Genomic DNA, 15,152 nt, shown 5'->3' on the forward strand with positions numbered 1-15,152 from the left:
GATGCTTACTCCGCCGCCTCCGGCAAGAAGGCTTCGTCGAGAATTTCTTCGAGGGTGAAAGGGCACGTCTCAGCAAAGCGCTCAAGCGGCAGCCCCGTCTCGTCGGCCGCCTTCACGCGCGCGATGCGGTATTCCTTAGCGAGAACAGCGGCCGGATAGGCGTGGAGGCTCGGGCTATCTTCGAGAAGGTCGGCGATGCGAACACGCTGCTCAAAAACGCTGGCCTTCCACCCCCCTTTTCGCTGTCCGGGCTGATACCGCCATTTCAGGAGGTGGAGCAGGATGACGGCCAGCCGGCTGCGGATTTCGCTGCGATCCGATCGGCCCACGGTCTCGATCTCCTCGGCAAGGTTCGCCCAGTCGAGATCGGCGAGACGCCGCGTGCGCAGCGCTTCGGCCTGCTCCTGCGTCCAGCGGAAGAAATCCGCTTCGTAAAGCAGTTCCGCTTCGGCCGGTTTCTTGAGCGGTTCGGACGACATGCTTCAATTTACGCCGAAACGAGTTTCGGCGCCATTCGCCATGTGTCGGTTATTTGCGGGCGGCATCGACATAGCTGCTGGAATGCTCACCCCTGCTTTCGCCCGCAGATACGTTTCTATCGCGGCGACCGACGTCAGGATCGAGGAGAGAAAAGCTCCTTTGGCGAAGGCGGTGTCCGCTTCACAGCCAACAAATGTGCACCATTCAGAAAGCGTAATTCCGCTAAAAGGAGCTCTTAATCTCGCGCAGCAATCAGGTCCCAGCGATCATTTTCCGACTGCATTGAGAATAATTAAAACAGAAAATACCTCTGCGCCATCGGCAGCACATCGGCCGGTTCGCAGGTGAGAAGGTCGCCGTTCGCGCGCACCTCATAGGTTTCCGGATCGACCGCGATCTCCGGCGTCGCGTCGTTCAGAAGCATCGAGGCCTTGGAGATACCGCCGCGGGTGTTTTTGACCGCCACGAGCTCTTTCGCCACGCCGAGTTTCGAGCCGAGACCGCCGTCGAGCGCCGCCTTGGAGACGAAGGTGACGGACGAATTCGTCAGCGCCTTGCCATAGGCGCCGAACATCGGGCGGTAATGCACCGGTTGCGGTGTCGGGATGGAGGCGTTGGGATCGCCCATCGGCGCGGCCGCTATCGAGCCACCGATCAGCACCATGAAGGGCTTCACGCCGAAGAAGGCCGGATCCCACAAAACGAGATCGGCGCGCTTGCCCGCTTCCACCGAGCCGATCTCGTCGGCCATGCCATGGGCGATCGCGGGATTGATCGTCACTTTCGCGATGTAGCGGCGGACGCGGAAATTGTCGTTGTCGCCCGTCTCCTCGGGAAGGCGGCCGCGCTGCACCTTCATCTTGTGCGCCGTCTGCCAGGTACGGATCAAAACCTCGCCGACGCGTCCCATCGCCTGGCTGTCGGAGGCGATGATGGAGAAGGCGCCCATGTCATGCAGGATGTCTTCCGCCGCGATCGTTTCCTTGCGGATGCGGCTTTCGGCGAAGGCCACATCTTCGGGAATGTTGGAATCGAGGTGGTGGCAGACCATGAGCATGTCGAGATGCTCGTCGATCGTGTTCCGCGTATAGGGTCTGGTGGGATTGGTCGAGGACGGCAGGACATTCGCTAGGCCGCAGACCTTGATGATGTCCGGCGCATGGCCGCCACCCGCCCCTTCGGTGTGGAACGCATGGATGGTGCGGTCCTTGAAGGCGGCGATCGTGTTCTCCACGAAACCGGATTCATTCAGCGTGTCGGTGTGGATCATCACCTGCACATCGTAATCGTCAGCGACGGACAGGCAGCAATCGATGGCGCCCGGCGTCGTGCCCCAATCCTCGTGCAGCTTCAGCGCGCAGGCGCCGCCCTTCACCATCTCCTCGAGCGCAGCCGGCAGCGAGGCATTGCCCTTGCCGGCAAAACCGATGTTCATGGGAAAGGCGTCCGCCGCCTCGATCATCCGCGCCATGTGCCAAGGGCCCGGCGTGCAGGTGGTCGCGAGCGTTCCATGCGCCGGGCCGGTGCCGCCACCGAGCATCGTCGTGACGCCCGACATCAGCGCCTCTTCGATCTGCTGCGGGCAGATGAAATGGATATGGCTGTCGAAGCCACCGGCGGTCACGATCTTGCCTTCGCCCGCAATCGCCTCGGTTCCCGGGCCGATGATGATGTCGACGCCTGGCTGCGTATCGGGATTGCCGGCCTTGCCGATCGCCGCGATGCGCCCGTCTTTCAAGCCGATATCGGCCTTGTAGATACCGGTGTGGTCGACGATCAGCGCATTGGTGATGACCGTGTCGACGGCGCCATCCGCCCGCGCATGCTGGCTCTGGCCCATGCCGTCGCGAATGACTTTGCCGCCTCCGAATTTCACCTCCTCGCCATAGATGGTGAAATCCTTCTCCACCTCGATGACGAGATCGGTATCGGCAAGGCGAACCTTGTCGCCGGTGGTGGGGCCGAACATGTCGGCATAGGCGGCACGGGAGATTTTGGCGGGCATGGTCAGCTTTCCACTTTGGCAAATCGAGACGCGCCGACAGCCAAGTTCACCGCTTTTCGAACCTCCTCGGAAGTCTTCGGAGCGTTTGGCCAATGCAGCATGGCGCGGCCCGCGCCACGACGCAGCTTGCGCACCCTTACGCGCATACGGCCATCGAGACCTTCGTAGAAAACGAGCTCGTCACCCTTCTCGATGCCCATCTCCTCCCGGATCGAGTTCGGGATGGTGATCTGGCCCTTGCCGGAAACCTTTGCTGCGGCACCCATGAACAGCTCCGAAACAGCGCACTGCCTTACATATAGCCGACCAGCTTCCATTTCGCATATCTGCCGACCGCGTCCACTTTCGCCGACTTGCCGCCTATTTGTCTCCCAACAGTGCCAGAAGCTGATCGGTCCGCTCGCGCGTCAGGTCGGCCTTGCAGGACGTGACAAGAAGCGGCTCCATGGTGCCGCCACGGGCGGCAAAGCCGACAGAGGCACAATGCGCATCGCGGAAGACGATCCAGGTGCGTTGCGCCTCGAGGAGCGCCTCTTCCGCGCCCTTCAGATCATCCGAAAGCTCCGAGTCCAGCGCACGGTAATATTCCAGAACCTTCGGCCACGCTTCGTTGAGAGCGGCGTCCGCCTCTTCGAATGTCTGTGCCGCACAGGCATTCATCTCTGCCTGCGTCTGTGGATCAGCGCATTCGGCCGCCCCTGCCGCACCCGGCAGGGTCAGAAGGACGACAAGGGCGGCCATGGACATCTCGGATCGCGCCATCAAAAAATCTCTCCCCTTGCCGCGCTTCCGCGGCTTCGAACCATCATGACAGGGAAGATGGCACAGCCGCAGGCACCGCGAAATGGTCCCTGAATGATCACATTTTCGGCCCCTCGAAACGCAGACTGGCGGAGCTTCCGACGCGCCCGCCGCATGGCGGGCCTGTCCCAACTCTGATGAAGAGGAAAGACCGATGCGAAAGATCGTTTCAACAGCAGCTGCGGCCGCTTTCGCCCTCCCGCTTCTGGCGCCCGCCGCCTTCGCACAAGACGCAGGGACTCCCGCCGCCAAACCCGACCAGACGCAGGCCGCCCAGCCGGCGGCGCCGGGCGAACAGGCGCGTACGCCGATCACCGTCGACAGCGTCGTCGCCTCGGTGGCCGATTCCAGCAATGCCGCCGATGCCATCTCCGACACCGATATCAAGCAGGTGGGCGTCGTAACGATCGACGAGCGCGCCGGCGCGGATGCGGCCGCACGGGTCGATCAGGCGGTGGCCGAGAACCAGGACAAGGTGACGGAGTTGCGCGATACCCTCTCGCACCACCAGCAGCTCGGGCCGCGGCTTCGCGAGGGTGGGCTCGATGTCACCAAGGTCGTTGCCGCGCAGATGATGCCTTCGGGCGACCTCCTGCTCTTCGTGCGCAGCTGACGGACACACAAAAGGGCGCGGCCGTCGCAGCGACCGCGCCCTTTTCTTGGAATCCCCGAAGCCAGTCTCGGCCGCTGCCCCAGCGACCATTCTTTCTCTTCGCGCTCAGAGCGCGCCCATGACTTTCTGGTTGAAGCCGTAGACTTCTCGTGCGCCACGAAGCGGCACGAGCGTGACCTCGCGGCTCTGGCCGGGCTCAAACCGCACGGCCGTGCCGGCAGCAATGTCGAGGCGCATGCCGCGGGCTGTCTCGCGATCGAACGACAGGGCTTCGTTCGTTTCATAGAAGTGGTAGTGCGAGCCCACCTGAACGGGGCGGTCGCCGGTGTTCGCGACTTCAAGCGTGACGGTCTCGCAAGCTTCGTTGAGAACAATGTCGCCCGCCGCCGGGATGACTTCTCCAGGGATCATTTCACAATTCCCTCTCTTCTGCCCGAAAGCATCTCCCCGCCCCGCCTCAACGAACCGGCTGGTGGACCGTGACGAGTTTGGTCCCATCCGGGAACGTCGCTTCCACCTGAACGTCGTGGATCATCTCCGCCACGCCGTCCATCACCTGATCGCGGGTGACGACATGGGCGCCCGCCTCCATCAGATCGGCGACGGCGCGCCCGTCGCGCGCACCTTCGACCACGAAATCCGTGATGAGGGCGATCGCCTCCGGATGGTTGAGCTTGACGCCCCGTTGAAGCCGCTTTCGGGCGACTTCGGCCGCCATGGCAACAAGCAGTTTGTCCTTTTCGCGCGGGGTGAGCTGCATGATCCTATCTCAAAGCGTCCAGATTTTGGGCAGCGGACAATCCGCCAATAGAATTCTGAGTGCGGGCACAAGACGACGACGCAGCGCAAGGCCATCTTCGGCTACCAGTCTAGCAAGTATTTTGCCATTGAAGGCGCTCGCCCCGCCGGCAGGCCCGAGTGCTGCACGCAAAGGATCGGCGAGAGGCTCGCAATCTCCCGCCACGAGAAGAAGGCTTGCGAACGCGCTGCCGCCCGCCAGCGTCGCGCGCACGCTGCAAAGCTCCGAGACATCGCCGCGAAGGGCAAGCTCGTCGGCATGCACGAGACGCCCGGCCCGGCGCACGCGCCAGCTTTCGCGAAGATCGGCCCGCGTCACTCTTTCGCCCATGGCGCGGCGCCCGAGAAGCGTCGATTCCAGCGCCACAAGCCGGGCGCCTTCGCCGAGCTCGGCCGTGATGCGGCGATGACAGGCCGCGCCCTCAAACGCGATCGTCTCCTGCGGCAGCCAATAGAGGGTCGCGCCTGCCGCGAGATCGAGATGCACGTCGATTTCGGCAACCCCGCCCGCCGCGCGGTAAAGCCGCTCGCAGGCCGGCGTCATCACAAACGCCGCCGTCCCCTCCCCCATCTGAATCATCACGGAAAACCGGTCACCGCCGGTGAAACCGCCCGCGGTGTTGATGACGATGGCTTCCGGAGGAACGCCAGCCGGCACGCGTGGCAGACGCCACTTCACCGATCCCTGGTGGAACAGCCGGTCAAGGCGGGTCACCCCGCCCTCGCGCTTGAAGGCAATCCGCGCCTCCGCCTCGACGCGCTGGAAACGCGCAGGCGCTGCGGCACGCTCATCGGTGTCGACGTGATGTGAGGCTGGAGCACTCATTTCGTGGAGCATTCCCGCATGCGTGCAAGAAGTCGAGCTCCGATGCGGCCTGCACAAGATCAGCTGCGCCTGAGTGCGCCCAGAACGAGGGCGGCGAGCGCCGTCTCCTTGAGGCTTTGCGGTTTGGCGAGCCCCATGCGATCGAGAGCCGCCTTTTCCCCAAGGCTCGTCTCGCCGGCTCTCCAACCCTCCCGGAACGTGCGGGCGAGTTCGAGCCAGGCCCCCTGCTGCCGTTTCAGAAGCGAGAGCGCCGGAAGCAGCGTCTGTTCGGCCTCGGTGAAATCGGTGCCGAGCGGGAAGCGCGGCAGATGCCCCGCATGACGGAAAGGCGATAGAGCCGAGACGATGCGCTCCGGCGTGTTCTCCGCCGAAGAAAGCTTGAAATCGCGCTCGATCTTGCCCGCCTTGCGGGCACGCTTCACAAGCCCATCTTGAAAACGGCTGTCGGTAATTGCCAGCATGGCGGCAACCGTGTCGCGGTCGCTGCGCCCTTTGAGTTCAGCAATCCCGTATTCGGTGATGACGACGTCCTTCAGATGCCGCGGCACGGTGGTGTGGCCGTAAGTCCAGACGATGTTGGAACGCGGCGCCCCCTTGGCCATGCGCGCAGCCCTGAGCGCCATGATGGAACGTGCGCCTTTCAGCGCAAAAGCCTGGGCGACGAAATTGTACTGGCCGCCGACGCCGGAGACGACCCTCCCGTCCTCGAGCTGGTCGGAGACGACGGCACCGAGAAGCGTCGCCATCATGGCGTTGTTGACGAAACGTGCGTCACGGCGGTCGCGGCGCTTCTGCTCTTCATCACCGTAGAGATCGTTGACGAAGGAGATCTCGCGCATGGAGAGCTTCGCCCGCTCCGCCACCGGCAGAGCTTTCAACCGATCGTAAAAACTCTGCGGCCCGAGAAAGAAGCCGGCATGCAGGACGGCCCCGTCCTCGGCCGGCCGCTTCAGGATGCCGGCCTCGAAGAGGTCGAGAAAACCGTCGACGAACATTTCCGAGGCGGCATAGAGGCCCTCGCGAAATGGTTCGCAATAGCGCTCGCGCCTATCCGGCGTCGGGCCGAGCGCATCGAGCGCGTCGCGGAATACCTCCGGGTAGCGATGGCGCAGGATGAGCGCATGGGTGAGCGCATCGCCGATCGAGCCGATGCCGATCTGCAGCGTTCCGCCGTCGGGCACCAGGCTCGCCGCATGGAGCCCAATCGCATAATCGGCGAGCGAAACGGGCGGTTTCGGCGTGACGAAGAGCGGGTACTCCTCGCCTTCCAGGACGAAGTCGAACTCTTCCGGCGTCAGTTCAGCCGCACCCGGCATGAAGGGGAGCTCGTTGTTCACCTCGCCAACCAAAGCGAGCCTTTCGCCTGCGGCGCGACGCGCCCGGATCGTTGGCAGAATGTCCAGCGTCACATCCGTATTGCCGGAAATGCTGTAACGCGCGCTCTCCCCCTCGCCTTCGCGCGCCACCATCTGGCCAACCACGTTGACGCCGCGCTCCAGAAGATAGCCGACGGCGTGGGTGTAATTGGCGGAGATATAAGTCTGCTGGGCGTGCGGGCTCGACAGGTACTTGCCCGCGAGAAAGAAGAACTCGTTGACCTCGATATTCGGCGGCAGCGTGCCCGCCCGCATCGGCCGCGCATAGGCAAGGCGCGGAACGCCAGCATAGAGCCGCTCGGCGAGCGGCCCCATAAAGCGCTTCTCGATCTCCGACGAGCCGGAGGGCGGCTGCAGCGTCAGCGCGGTAAAAATCGTCAGGCGGATCGAGCGATCGGCTTCGGCCCGCCTGTAAAGCGCATTGGCAAAAAGGTTCGCCTTGCCGAGGCCGAGCGGCAGGCCGAGAACGATGTCTCGGCCTACGTGCTCGATAACCCTTTCGGCGAGAGCGTCCGCGTCTGAGGAAACCTCAGGCGGCCGCACGCTGTTCCTGTCGGAGTTTTGTCCAGCCGTCGTCCGGCTTGAAGCGATCGCCATATTTTTCGGCCAGCTTGTCGAGCGCCGCCACAACATCGTCCACGCCGCGAGCGCGGGCGTAATGGAGCGGTCCGCCCCTGAAAGGAGCAAAGCCCGTACCGAAAATCATGGCGCCGTCAAGGACATCCTCGTCTTCCACGACGTTCTCACGCAGGCATGCCGCACAGGTATTGAGGATCGGCAGGACGAGGCGATCCTGGAGATCCGCCGGTGGGATGGCCTCGTGCTTCTTGCCGCGCTGCGGCTTTCCGTCCTTGTCGTAGGAATAGAGCCCCTTGCCGGTCTTGCGGCCGAGCTCGCCCTTTTCGACCTTGTCCTTCAGCCATTGGGGTGCCTCGGGAATCGGCACAGGCAGGCGGTTGCGCAATTCGTCGGCAACCGCGAGCCCGACATCGAGGCCGATATTGTCCATAAGTTCGACAGGCCCCATCGGCATGCCGAAATTGTTCGCAGCCTCGTCGATCACCTCCTTGTCGACGCCTTCGTCGAGCAGGAGCATGGCTTCCAGGAGATACGGCGTCAGAGCCCGATTGACGAGGAAACCCGGCGAGGATTTCACCGGCGCCGGCAGGCGGTCGATCGAGGTGACGTAGGACATCGCCGCCGAAAGCGTCTCGTCCGACAGGCGGTCGTGTTTCACCACCTCGACGAGCTGCATCTTCGACACCGGGTTGAAGAAGTGGATGCCGACGAAGCGGGAGGGATCTTTCAGGTCCGCCCGTAAATCCTCAAGCGGGATCGACGAGGTGTTGGTGGCGATGATCGCACCGGGCTTCATGCCCTCTTCGAGACCCGCGTAGATCTTCTTCTTCAGATCGAGCTTTTCCGGCACCGCTTCGATGACGAGATCGGCGCCCTTGAGCCCGTAGCCGTTCGGGTCCGGAATGAGCCGGTCCCAGGCGTCACGCGCCTTGACGCTGTCTTTGAGCGTCTTTTCCATCATCTTCCAGGCGGGCTTCATCGCCTTGGCGATCGGCTTGATAGCAAGGTCAGCGAGCGTCGCGCGCATGCCGCTGCGTGCCGACCAGGCGGCGATCTCGCCACCCATCGTGCCGGCGCCCACGACATGGACATGGCTGATATCGCTCTTCTTCGGAGCGAGACCCTTCATCTTCTCCCGCAGGAAGAAGACGCGGATGAGGCTTTGCGCCGTATCCGTGACGAGAAGATCCGCAAAGGATTTGATCTCGCCTTCGCGCATATTGTCGGCGTCGCCGCCGGACGTCTCCCACAGATCGATGAGCGCGTAGGGCGCCGGATAATGCTCCTTGCGCAGCCGCTCCTCGACCTTCGCCCGCATGCGGTTGGACGCAAAACGACGGCCCGGGCCGCTGCCCAGTGCCTTGTCCTTCAGCCCTTCATGGGCGGCGGAATGAAGCTCGCCCCTGGCGACCGCGGCAACAGCCGCCGCCACATGGCGCTCTTCGGTGGCAAGATCGACGAGGCCGAGACGTTTCGCCGAGCGGGCCGATTTGTTGCGGCCCGTCAGCATCATGGTCATCGCCTCGGTGGGGTCGATGAGTTCGGTGGAACGGAAGGTGCCGCCAAGACCCGGATGCAGGCCGAGCATGACCTCCGGAAAGCCGAGCTTCGCCTCACCGACCGCGACGCGGCGCTTGCAGGCGAGCGCGATCTCAAGCCCACCACCAAGGCAATTGCCATGAATGACGGCGACGGTCGGATAAGACACCTCGGCGAGCCGGTCGACGACCTTGTGGGCGCGCCTGAGCGCTGCCTCCACCTCTTCCGCCTTCGTCAGATTGCGGAACATGTTGATGTCGGCGCCGACGATGAAGCCGGATTTCTTCGCCGATCGGATGACGAGCGCCTTCGGCGGGTTTGCCTCAAGCTCCGTCAGAATGGCGTCGAGTTCCGTCAGCATCGCCTCGTCGACGACATTGACGGAGCGGCCCGGCATGTCGAGGAGAAGCCATTCGACATTGTCGGCGTCACGGCCGCGCTTCCACATTTTGTCGGCAGGCGCCGTCTTCAGATCGACGGGCCCGGTTTCCATAAGGCGCGGCGACAGCGCGCTCAGCATGCGTCCCATGTCTTCCGTCCTCATATTACGCGTTCAATGAGCATGGCGCCGCCCTGGCCGCCGCCGATGCATTCGGTTGCAATTCCGCGGCTCTTGCCGGTGCGCTTCAAGGCGTTGGCGAGATGCAGCACGATGCGATTGCCGCTGGTGCCGACCGGATGGCCGAGGCTGATGGCGCCGCCGTCGATGTTGAGCTTGTCGCGTTCGATGCGCCCGAGCGGATGGTCGAGACCAAGAACGTCGCGGCAGACGGTTTCATCCTCCCAGGCAGCGAGACAGGCGAGAACCTGCGCGGCGAAAGCTTCGTTCAGCTCCCACAGATCGACATTGTCGAGACCCATGTCATGGCGCTGCATGAGCCGCGTCGACGACACGACGGGCCCGAGCCCCATGATGGCGGGATCGAGCGCCCCCCATTCGGAATCGACGATTTTCGCGATCGGCTTCAGGCCCCATTTCTCCACCGCCCTCTCGGAGGCGAGAATGACCCAGCAGGCACCATCGGTGATCTGCGAGGCATTGCCGGGCGTCACCTTGCCGAAAGGCCGCTCGAAAGCGGGCTTTAGTTTGGCGAGCTTTTCCACCGAGCTGTCAGGACGCACACCATCATCGTGATCGTAGGCAACACCGTCGCGATCGAAGGCGGGCGTCACCTCGTCGGCGAGCCAGCCTTCATTCTGCGCACGCGCGAGCCGGTGATGGCTCTCCGTCGCATATTCGTCGGCCTGTTCGCGGCTGATGTCGAAGATCTGCGCCAGGATCTCCGCGGTCTGGCCCATATTGAGGTCGGTGATCGGGTCGGTCAGGCCGCGCTCCAGGCCAATCTGCGGCTTGAAATCCCCAGGGCGGAACGAGGTCGTCTTGCCGAGCCGGTCCCAGATCGACTTCGAGGAATTGAACTCGCCGAGCCATTCCACGGCGTCACGTTTCAGGATCATCGGCGAATGGCTGAGCGCCTCGGTGCCGCCGGCCAGGATCATGTCGCGGGTGCCGTCCTGGATGTAGCGGAAGGCCGTGTCGATCGACTGCATGCCGGAGCCGCAATTGATCTGCACGGTGAAGGCCGGCATCTCGTCGCCCATATCGAGGCGAAGGGCTGCGACGCGCGCCGGGTTCATCTCGTCGGCAATGACGTTGACGCAGCCCAGGATGACCTCGTCGAATTCCTTCGGCGAGAAAGGCTGGCGCATGAGAAGTGGCCGCCCCGCCTGGACGGCGAGATCGACGGGCGTGAACGGCCCGGGTTTGCCCCGGGCTTTGATGAACGGGGTTCGGGCGCCGTCCACCAGATAAACTGGCTGGGTCATTAAGCGGTCCGTTTCAGGTCATGAACATTGCTGGCAGCGTTGGACGGCGCGTGGTCACGCTCATCCGGCAGGGCACTGCCGTGGGTGAAAGCTTCGCCGGGGAAGGCATCGACCGCGATCACCAGATCGGCGGCGGCCTCCGCCTCCTTGAGGCGGCTCGCCTCTTCCTCGGAAATGAGGCCCTTCTTTGCGGCTTCGTCAGGATTCTTCACTTTGGCCTCGCGCAGCTTGCGGCGCAGCGGTTCCACCTCCACGACCAGCTTGAAGGCGCGCTCCAGATGCGAGATCGCCGCGTTCGGCTGCCCTTCGCCGAGATAGAGCCCCGACGTCAGGCGCTCGCGCGTCTCCGAAGGCTCGAGCAGGATCTCCGCGCAGATCTGTGCGAGATTGTCGGACGGTCCGGAGCGGCGGGCACCGAACGGGAAGAGCATGAATTTGGCGAGCCACGCCGCCGGTCGCGACGGCAGATTGTCGAGAAGCTCGGCAAAGGCCGTGCCGATCGCCTTGGTGCCGCGCGCGAAGGTGTAATCGACGAGCGGCCGGTCGGCTGCGGGTTTTCCGTCGACCTCGAAGCGCTTCAACGTCGCCGACAGGAGATAGAGCTCCGACAGGATATCGCCGAGACGTGCCGACAGGCGCTCCTTGCGCTTCAGCGAGCCGCCAAGGGTGAGGAGCGCCAGATCGCTCACAACCGCGAAGGCGGACGAGTAACGCGACAGCTGGCGATAATGGACGGCGAGATCGCCCGCCTCCTCCGGTGCCGGGGCGAAACGTCCAAAGGTCCAGCCGCGGCCTATCGCCTTGAAGCCGTTCTTGATGGCGTGGCCGACATGGCCCCAGAAGGCTTCGTCGAATTCGCGGATGCCCTTGTCGCGATCCGTCTCCGACAAGGCCATCATCTCCTTCAAAATGAAGGGATGGGCGCGGATCGCGCCCTGGCCGTAGATCATCAGATTGCGGGTCAGAATGTTGGCGCCCTCAACCGTGATGCCGACCGGCACGGCACGATAGAGATTGCCGAGATAGTTCTTCGGCCCGTCGATCACCGCCTTGCCGGAATGGATGTCATAGGCATCGTTGACGGATTCGCGCATGCGGTAGGTTGCATGGGCCTTCATGATCGCGGCGATGACGCCGGATTTGTAGCCCTGGTCGAGCGAGGCGCAGGTCATGCGGCGGGCTGCATCGAGCTGATAGGCGGTGCCGGCGAGCTGGGCGAGATGCTCCTGCACGCCTTCGAATTTGCCGACCGGCAGATTGAACTGGTGACGGATCCTGGAATAGGCGCCGGTGGTGCGCGCGGCAAACGATGCCGCGGCCGACGACAGCGAGGGCAGCGAGATGCCGCGCCCGGCCGCCAGTGCCGACATCAGCATCTTCCAGCCTTTGCCGATCTGCTCCTCACCGCCGATGATCGCCGAGAGCGGCACGAAGACGTCTTCGCCGTGCACCGGACCGTTCTGGAAGAAGGTCATCGCCGGGATATGCCGCTCGCCGCGCGTCACGCCCGGCGTATCGGCCGGGATCAGAGCAACCGTGATGCCGAGATCTTCTTTGCTGCCGAGAAGATGGTCGGGATCCTTCATCTTGAAGGCGAGACCGATCACCGTCGCGATCGGCGAGAGTGTGATGTAGCGCTTGGAGAAATTGAGGCGGATGCCGAGAACTTCCTCGCCCTCGTGCATGCCGCGGGTCACGACCCCGGTATCGGTCATGGCGGCAGCATCGGAGCCGGCGTCCGGGCTCGTCAGGCCGAAGCAGGGAATTTCTTCGCCACGGGCCAGGCGCGGGAGCCAGTAATCGCGCTGCTCCTTGGTGCCGAACTGCATCAAAAGCTCGCCCGGCCCGAGCGAATTCGGGACCATGATGGAAACGGCACCCGTCACGCTCGCAGTCGAGACTTTGCGGATCACCTCCGAATGGGCGAAGGCGGAGAAGCCGAGCCCCCCATATTCCTTCGGAATGATCATGCCGAAGAAGCGCTTCTCGCGGATGAAGTCCCAGACTTCCTGCGGCAGATCGTGGAGCTTCCAGTTGATGTGCCAGTCGTCGAGCATCTCGCAGAGCTCGGCCACGGGCCCATCGAGGAAGGCCTGCTCCTCCTCTGTCAACGTCGCCGGCGGTGTTGCAAGCAACCTCTCCCAGTCCGGCGTTCCGGTGAAGAGTTCAGCGTCCCACCAGACATTTCCGGCCTCGATGGCTTCGCGTTCCGTGTCCGACATCGGCGGCAGGATGCTGCGCGCCCAGCCAAAAAGCGGGCGAGTGATAAAACGGGCGCGAAAAGACATGTCTTGCTCCTCAATGCATGCGGTGCAAACGCGGCCGAACCGGCCGGGTTGCAAGCCCCGCGATTTCGGGGATCGCGCGGCGGCGCTCCCTCCCACATATGGTTGTCGTTCGTCGTCTCAATAGAGAATTCGAAGCATAACGAGGGTGATCGAAGGGAAGGCAACTAAAATTGTTATGCGCAAAATGTCGCTGGCGACAAAGGGAATGACGCCACGGAAAGTGGCGCTCATCGGAACATCTTCTGACAACGAGTTGATCACGAAGAGGTTCATGCCAACCGGCGGCGTGATCAGCCCAACCTCTACGACGATCAAGACTAAGATACCGAACCAGATAGCGAATTCCTCTGGGCCGAGACCGAAATCGAGACCGCTCACGAGTGGAAAGAAGATCGGGATGGTGAGGAGGATCATCGACAGCGAATCCATCACGCAGCCGAAAGCGAGGTAGCAAAGCAGGATCGCGGCAAGCACTGTCCAGGGATCGAGCCCCGCCTCCATCACGCTTTGCGCCAGTTCCTGCGGCAGTTGCGAGAAGGCAAGGAAGGTGTTGAAGACGGCCGCGCCGAAAACGATGAAAAAGATCATGGCGGTGGCGACCGCCGTCTCCAGAAGCGCGTCGATCAGGGCGCGGGGGCCGAGGGCACCAGTCGCGAGCGCAATGAGGCCGGTGCCCAGAGCGCCGACGGCTGCCCCTTCGGTCGGCGTGAAAATGCCGAGATAGATGCCGCCGATCACCGCCACGAAAACGGCAAGAACCGGCCAGACGGCAATGAGAGCGGCGAGCCTCTCCTCCCGATCGGCCTTGTCGCGACGCCCCGCCGCGTCCGGCCACAGACGCACATAGATTGCGATCGCCAGCATATAGCCGAGTGCGGCCAGCAGCCCCGGCAGGACGGCGGCGAGAAAGAGCTTGGCGATATTCTGCTCCGTCAGGATGGCATAAATGACCAGGATGACGGAGGGCGGAATGAGGATGCCGAGCGTGCCGCCCGCGGCGAGGCAGCCGGTCGAAAGCGCCCCCGAATAGCCGAAGCGGCGCATCTCCGGGATCGCCACCTTGGCCATGGTGGCGGCGGTCGCGAGGGATGAGCCGCAGATCGCCCCGAAGCCGGCACAGGCGCCCACGGCGGCCATGGCGACGCCACCCTTGCGGTGACCGAGCAGCACGGCCGCCGCGTCGAAGAGCTGCCGCGACATGCCCCCGCGGGTCGCAAATTGCCCCATCAGGAGAAAGAGCGGCACGATCGACAGCGAGTAGCTCGAAAAGCTCTCGTAAGTGAGCGATTTGAGCTGCGCCAGAAGCGGTGTCCAGGAGCCATTGACGAGGGCATTGCCGACGAGGCCGACCAAAAGCATGGCAAGGCCGATCGGCATACGCAGAAAAATCAGAAGCAGGAGGACGGCGAAAGACCAGCCGCCAAGCGCCACATCACTCACTCGCCGGACTCCGTCCCGCGCAGGCGCAGGCCCGCCGGTTCGCCTGTCGTCAGCGTCTCATTGAGAGAGCGCCAGACGCTGTAAGCGGAGGCGACGGCAAACATCCAGGCGCCGGCGAGCGAGGCCGCATAGGGCCACCAGATCGGGAATTGCAGGATGAAGGTCGTCTCCGTGTAGAGCCTCTTGTCCTGCATGCCGAGACCAAGGCGCCAGGCAAGAAGACAGGCGAGAGCCGTCATGACGAGATTGGACGTGAGCGCACAGGCCGCCATGCCACGCGGCCCGAAGCGTTCTGCCAGAAAGTCGACGGTGACGTGGCCCCGGCGGAACTGGCACCAGGGCAGGAAGGAAAAGACGGCAAAGGCGACGCCCGCTTCCACAAGCTCGAAATCGCCCGGGACCGGACCAAGCCCCAAAGGAACCAGCGCCCGGCCGGCAATGGAGACGACGGTCATCACCGTCAGGAGGACGAGGACGAGACCGCCGAGGACGGCAAGACCGGCACAGAGCCGGCCGACGAGACGGCCGACGCGCGCTTCTGCTTCGGGAAAAATCCCTCCGCTCACGATGTCGTCATGCC

Annotated in this window: 14 protein-coding genes; 1 reads left to right on the top strand and 13 read right to left on the bottom strand. The window is 63.6% G+C overall.

Annotation, left to right across the window (positions count from 1 at the left end; translation table 11 throughout):
- Positions 1-5 precede the first annotated feature (5 nt).
- The 4 genes from J2R99_RS01290 to J2R99_RS01305 all read right to left on the bottom strand — a co-directional run bounded on the left by J2R99_RS01290 (position 6) and on the right by J2R99_RS01305 (position 3,247).
- Positions 6-479, bottom strand: coding sequence for a DUF29 domain-containing protein (locus tag J2R99_RS01290; protein ID WP_307152702.1), 474 nt, complete (start codon positions 477-479; stop codon positions 6-8).
- A 293-nt stretch (positions 480-772) separates the two neighbouring features.
- Complete coding sequence (gene ureC / locus J2R99_RS01295; RefSeq protein WP_307152703.1) at positions 773-2,485, bottom strand: urease subunit alpha; 1,713 nt, start codon at positions 2,483-2,485, stop codon at positions 773-775.
- Positions 2,486-2,487: 2 nt separating this feature from the next.
- A complete protein-coding gene (locus tag J2R99_RS01300; RefSeq protein ID WP_128292720.1) occupies positions 2,488-2,751 on the bottom strand; it encodes an AbrB/MazE/SpoVT family DNA-binding domain-containing protein in 264 nt (87 codons plus the stop codon).
- 94 nt (positions 2,752-2,845) lie between these two features.
- Entirely contained in the window at positions 2,846-3,247 is a 402-nt protein-coding gene (locus J2R99_RS01305; protein ID WP_307152704.1) for a lysozyme inhibitor LprI family protein, read from the bottom strand.
- Positions 3,248-3,440: 193 nt separating this feature from the next.
- On the opposite strand from J2R99_RS01305, the gene J2R99_RS01310 reads away from it, so the two are divergent.
- A complete protein-coding gene (locus J2R99_RS01310) occupies positions 3,441-3,899 on the top strand; it encodes a hypothetical protein (protein WP_307152705.1) in 459 nt (152 codons plus the stop codon).
- A 105-nt stretch (positions 3,900-4,004) separates the two neighbouring features.
- Here the strand turns inward: J2R99_RS01310 and J2R99_RS01315 are convergent, their stop codons facing one another.
- The 9 genes from J2R99_RS01315 to J2R99_RS01355 form a co-directional block, all read right to left on the bottom strand.
- Positions 4,005-4,310, bottom strand: coding sequence for an urease subunit beta (locus tag J2R99_RS01315; RefSeq protein ID WP_307152706.1), 306 nt, complete (start codon positions 4,308-4,310; stop codon positions 4,005-4,007).
- A 46-nt stretch (positions 4,311-4,356) separates the two neighbouring features.
- Positions 4,357-4,659 (bottom strand): urease subunit gamma, encoded by a 303-nt coding sequence (locus J2R99_RS01320; protein ID WP_128292714.1) that lies wholly within the window; start codon positions 4,657-4,659, stop codon positions 4,357-4,359.
- Positions 4,660-4,668: 9 nt separating this feature from the next.
- A complete protein-coding gene (locus tag J2R99_RS01325) occupies positions 4,669-5,523 on the bottom strand; it encodes an urease accessory protein UreD (RefSeq protein ID WP_307152707.1) in 855 nt (284 codons plus the stop codon).
- Positions 5,524-5,582: 59 nt separating this feature from the next.
- Positions 5,583-7,442 (bottom strand): acetyl-CoA hydrolase/transferase C-terminal domain-containing protein, encoded by a 1,860-nt coding sequence (locus J2R99_RS01330; RefSeq protein ID WP_307152708.1) that lies wholly within the window; start codon positions 7,440-7,442, stop codon positions 5,583-5,585.
- Positions 7,429-9,546, bottom strand: a complete 2,118-nt coding sequence (locus J2R99_RS01335) for a 3-hydroxyacyl-CoA dehydrogenase NAD-binding domain-containing protein (RefSeq protein ID WP_307152709.1) — start codon at positions 9,544-9,546, stop codon at positions 7,429-7,431. Before J2R99_RS01335 ends, J2R99_RS01330 begins: the two co-directional genes overlap by 14 nt.
- Before the next feature lie 11 nt (positions 9,547-9,557).
- Positions 9,558-10,844, bottom strand: coding sequence for an acetyl-CoA C-acetyltransferase (locus tag J2R99_RS01340; RefSeq protein WP_307152710.1), 1,287 nt, complete (start codon positions 10,842-10,844; stop codon positions 9,558-9,560).
- On the bottom strand, positions 10,844-13,132 hold the full coding sequence (locus tag J2R99_RS01345) for an acyl-CoA dehydrogenase (RefSeq protein WP_307152711.1): 2,289 nt from the start codon (positions 13,130-13,132) through the stop codon (positions 10,844-10,846). The genes J2R99_RS01340 and J2R99_RS01345 overlap by 1 nt, the downstream gene beginning before the upstream one ends.
- A 117-nt stretch (positions 13,133-13,249) precedes the next feature.
- Positions 13,250-14,572, bottom strand: coding sequence for a TRAP transporter large permease (locus tag J2R99_RS01350; RefSeq protein ID WP_307152712.1), 1,323 nt, complete (start codon positions 14,570-14,572; stop codon positions 13,250-13,252).
- Positions 14,569-15,138 carry a TRAP transporter small permease gene (locus tag J2R99_RS01355; protein WP_307152713.1) on the bottom strand — a complete coding sequence of 190 codons (570 nt, stop codon included), beginning with the start codon at positions 15,136-15,138 and terminating at the stop codon, positions 14,569-14,571. Before J2R99_RS01355 ends, J2R99_RS01350 begins: the two co-directional genes overlap by 4 nt.
- Between the last annotated feature and the right edge of the window lie 14 nt (positions 15,139-15,152).

Origin of the sequence: Rhodopseudomonas julia (assembly GCF_030813515.1) — a bacterium.
Lineage (GTDB): Bacteria > Pseudomonadota > Alphaproteobacteria > Rhizobiales > Afifellaceae > Afifella > Afifella julia.

Coding starts and splice junctions, on each gene's coding strand:
- J2R99_RS01300 (WP_128292720.1), bottom strand. CDS start 2,751: ATGGGTGCCGCAGCAAAGGTTTCCGGCAAGGGCCAGATCACCATCCCG.
- J2R99_RS01335 (WP_307152709.1), bottom strand. CDS start 9,546: ATGGGACGCATGCTGAGCGCGCTGTCGCCGCGCCTTATGGAAACCGGG.
- J2R99_RS01340 (WP_307152710.1), bottom strand. CDS start 10,844: ATGACCCAGCCAGTTTATCTGGTGGACGGCGCCCGAACCCCGTTCATC.
- J2R99_RS01325 (WP_307152707.1), bottom strand. CDS start 5,523: ATGAGTGCTCCAGCCTCACATCACGTCGACACCGATGAGCGTGCCGCA.
- J2R99_RS01290 (WP_307152702.1), bottom strand. CDS start 479: ATGTCGTCCGAACCGCTCAAGAAACCGGCCGAAGCGGAACTGCTTTAC.
- J2R99_RS01345 (WP_307152711.1), bottom strand. CDS start 13,132: ATGTCTTTTCGCGCCCGTTTTATCACTCGCCCGCTTTTTGGCTGGGCG.
- J2R99_RS01320 (WP_128292714.1), bottom strand. CDS start 4,659: ATGCAGCTCACCCCGCGCGAAAAGGACAAACTGCTTGTTGCCATGGCG.
- ureC (WP_307152703.1), bottom strand. CDS start 2,485: ATGCCCGCCAAAATCTCCCGTGCCGCCTATGCCGACATGTTCGGCCCC.
- J2R99_RS01310 (WP_307152705.1), top strand. CDS start 3,441: ATGCGAAAGATCGTTTCAACAGCAGCTGCGGCCGCTTTCGCCCTCCCG.
- J2R99_RS01305 (WP_307152704.1), bottom strand. CDS start 3,247: ATGGCGCGATCCGAGATGTCCATGGCCGCCCTTGTCGTCCTTCTGACC.
- J2R99_RS01315 (WP_307152706.1), bottom strand. CDS start 4,310: ATGATCCCTGGAGAAGTCATCCCGGCGGCGGGCGACATTGTTCTCAAC.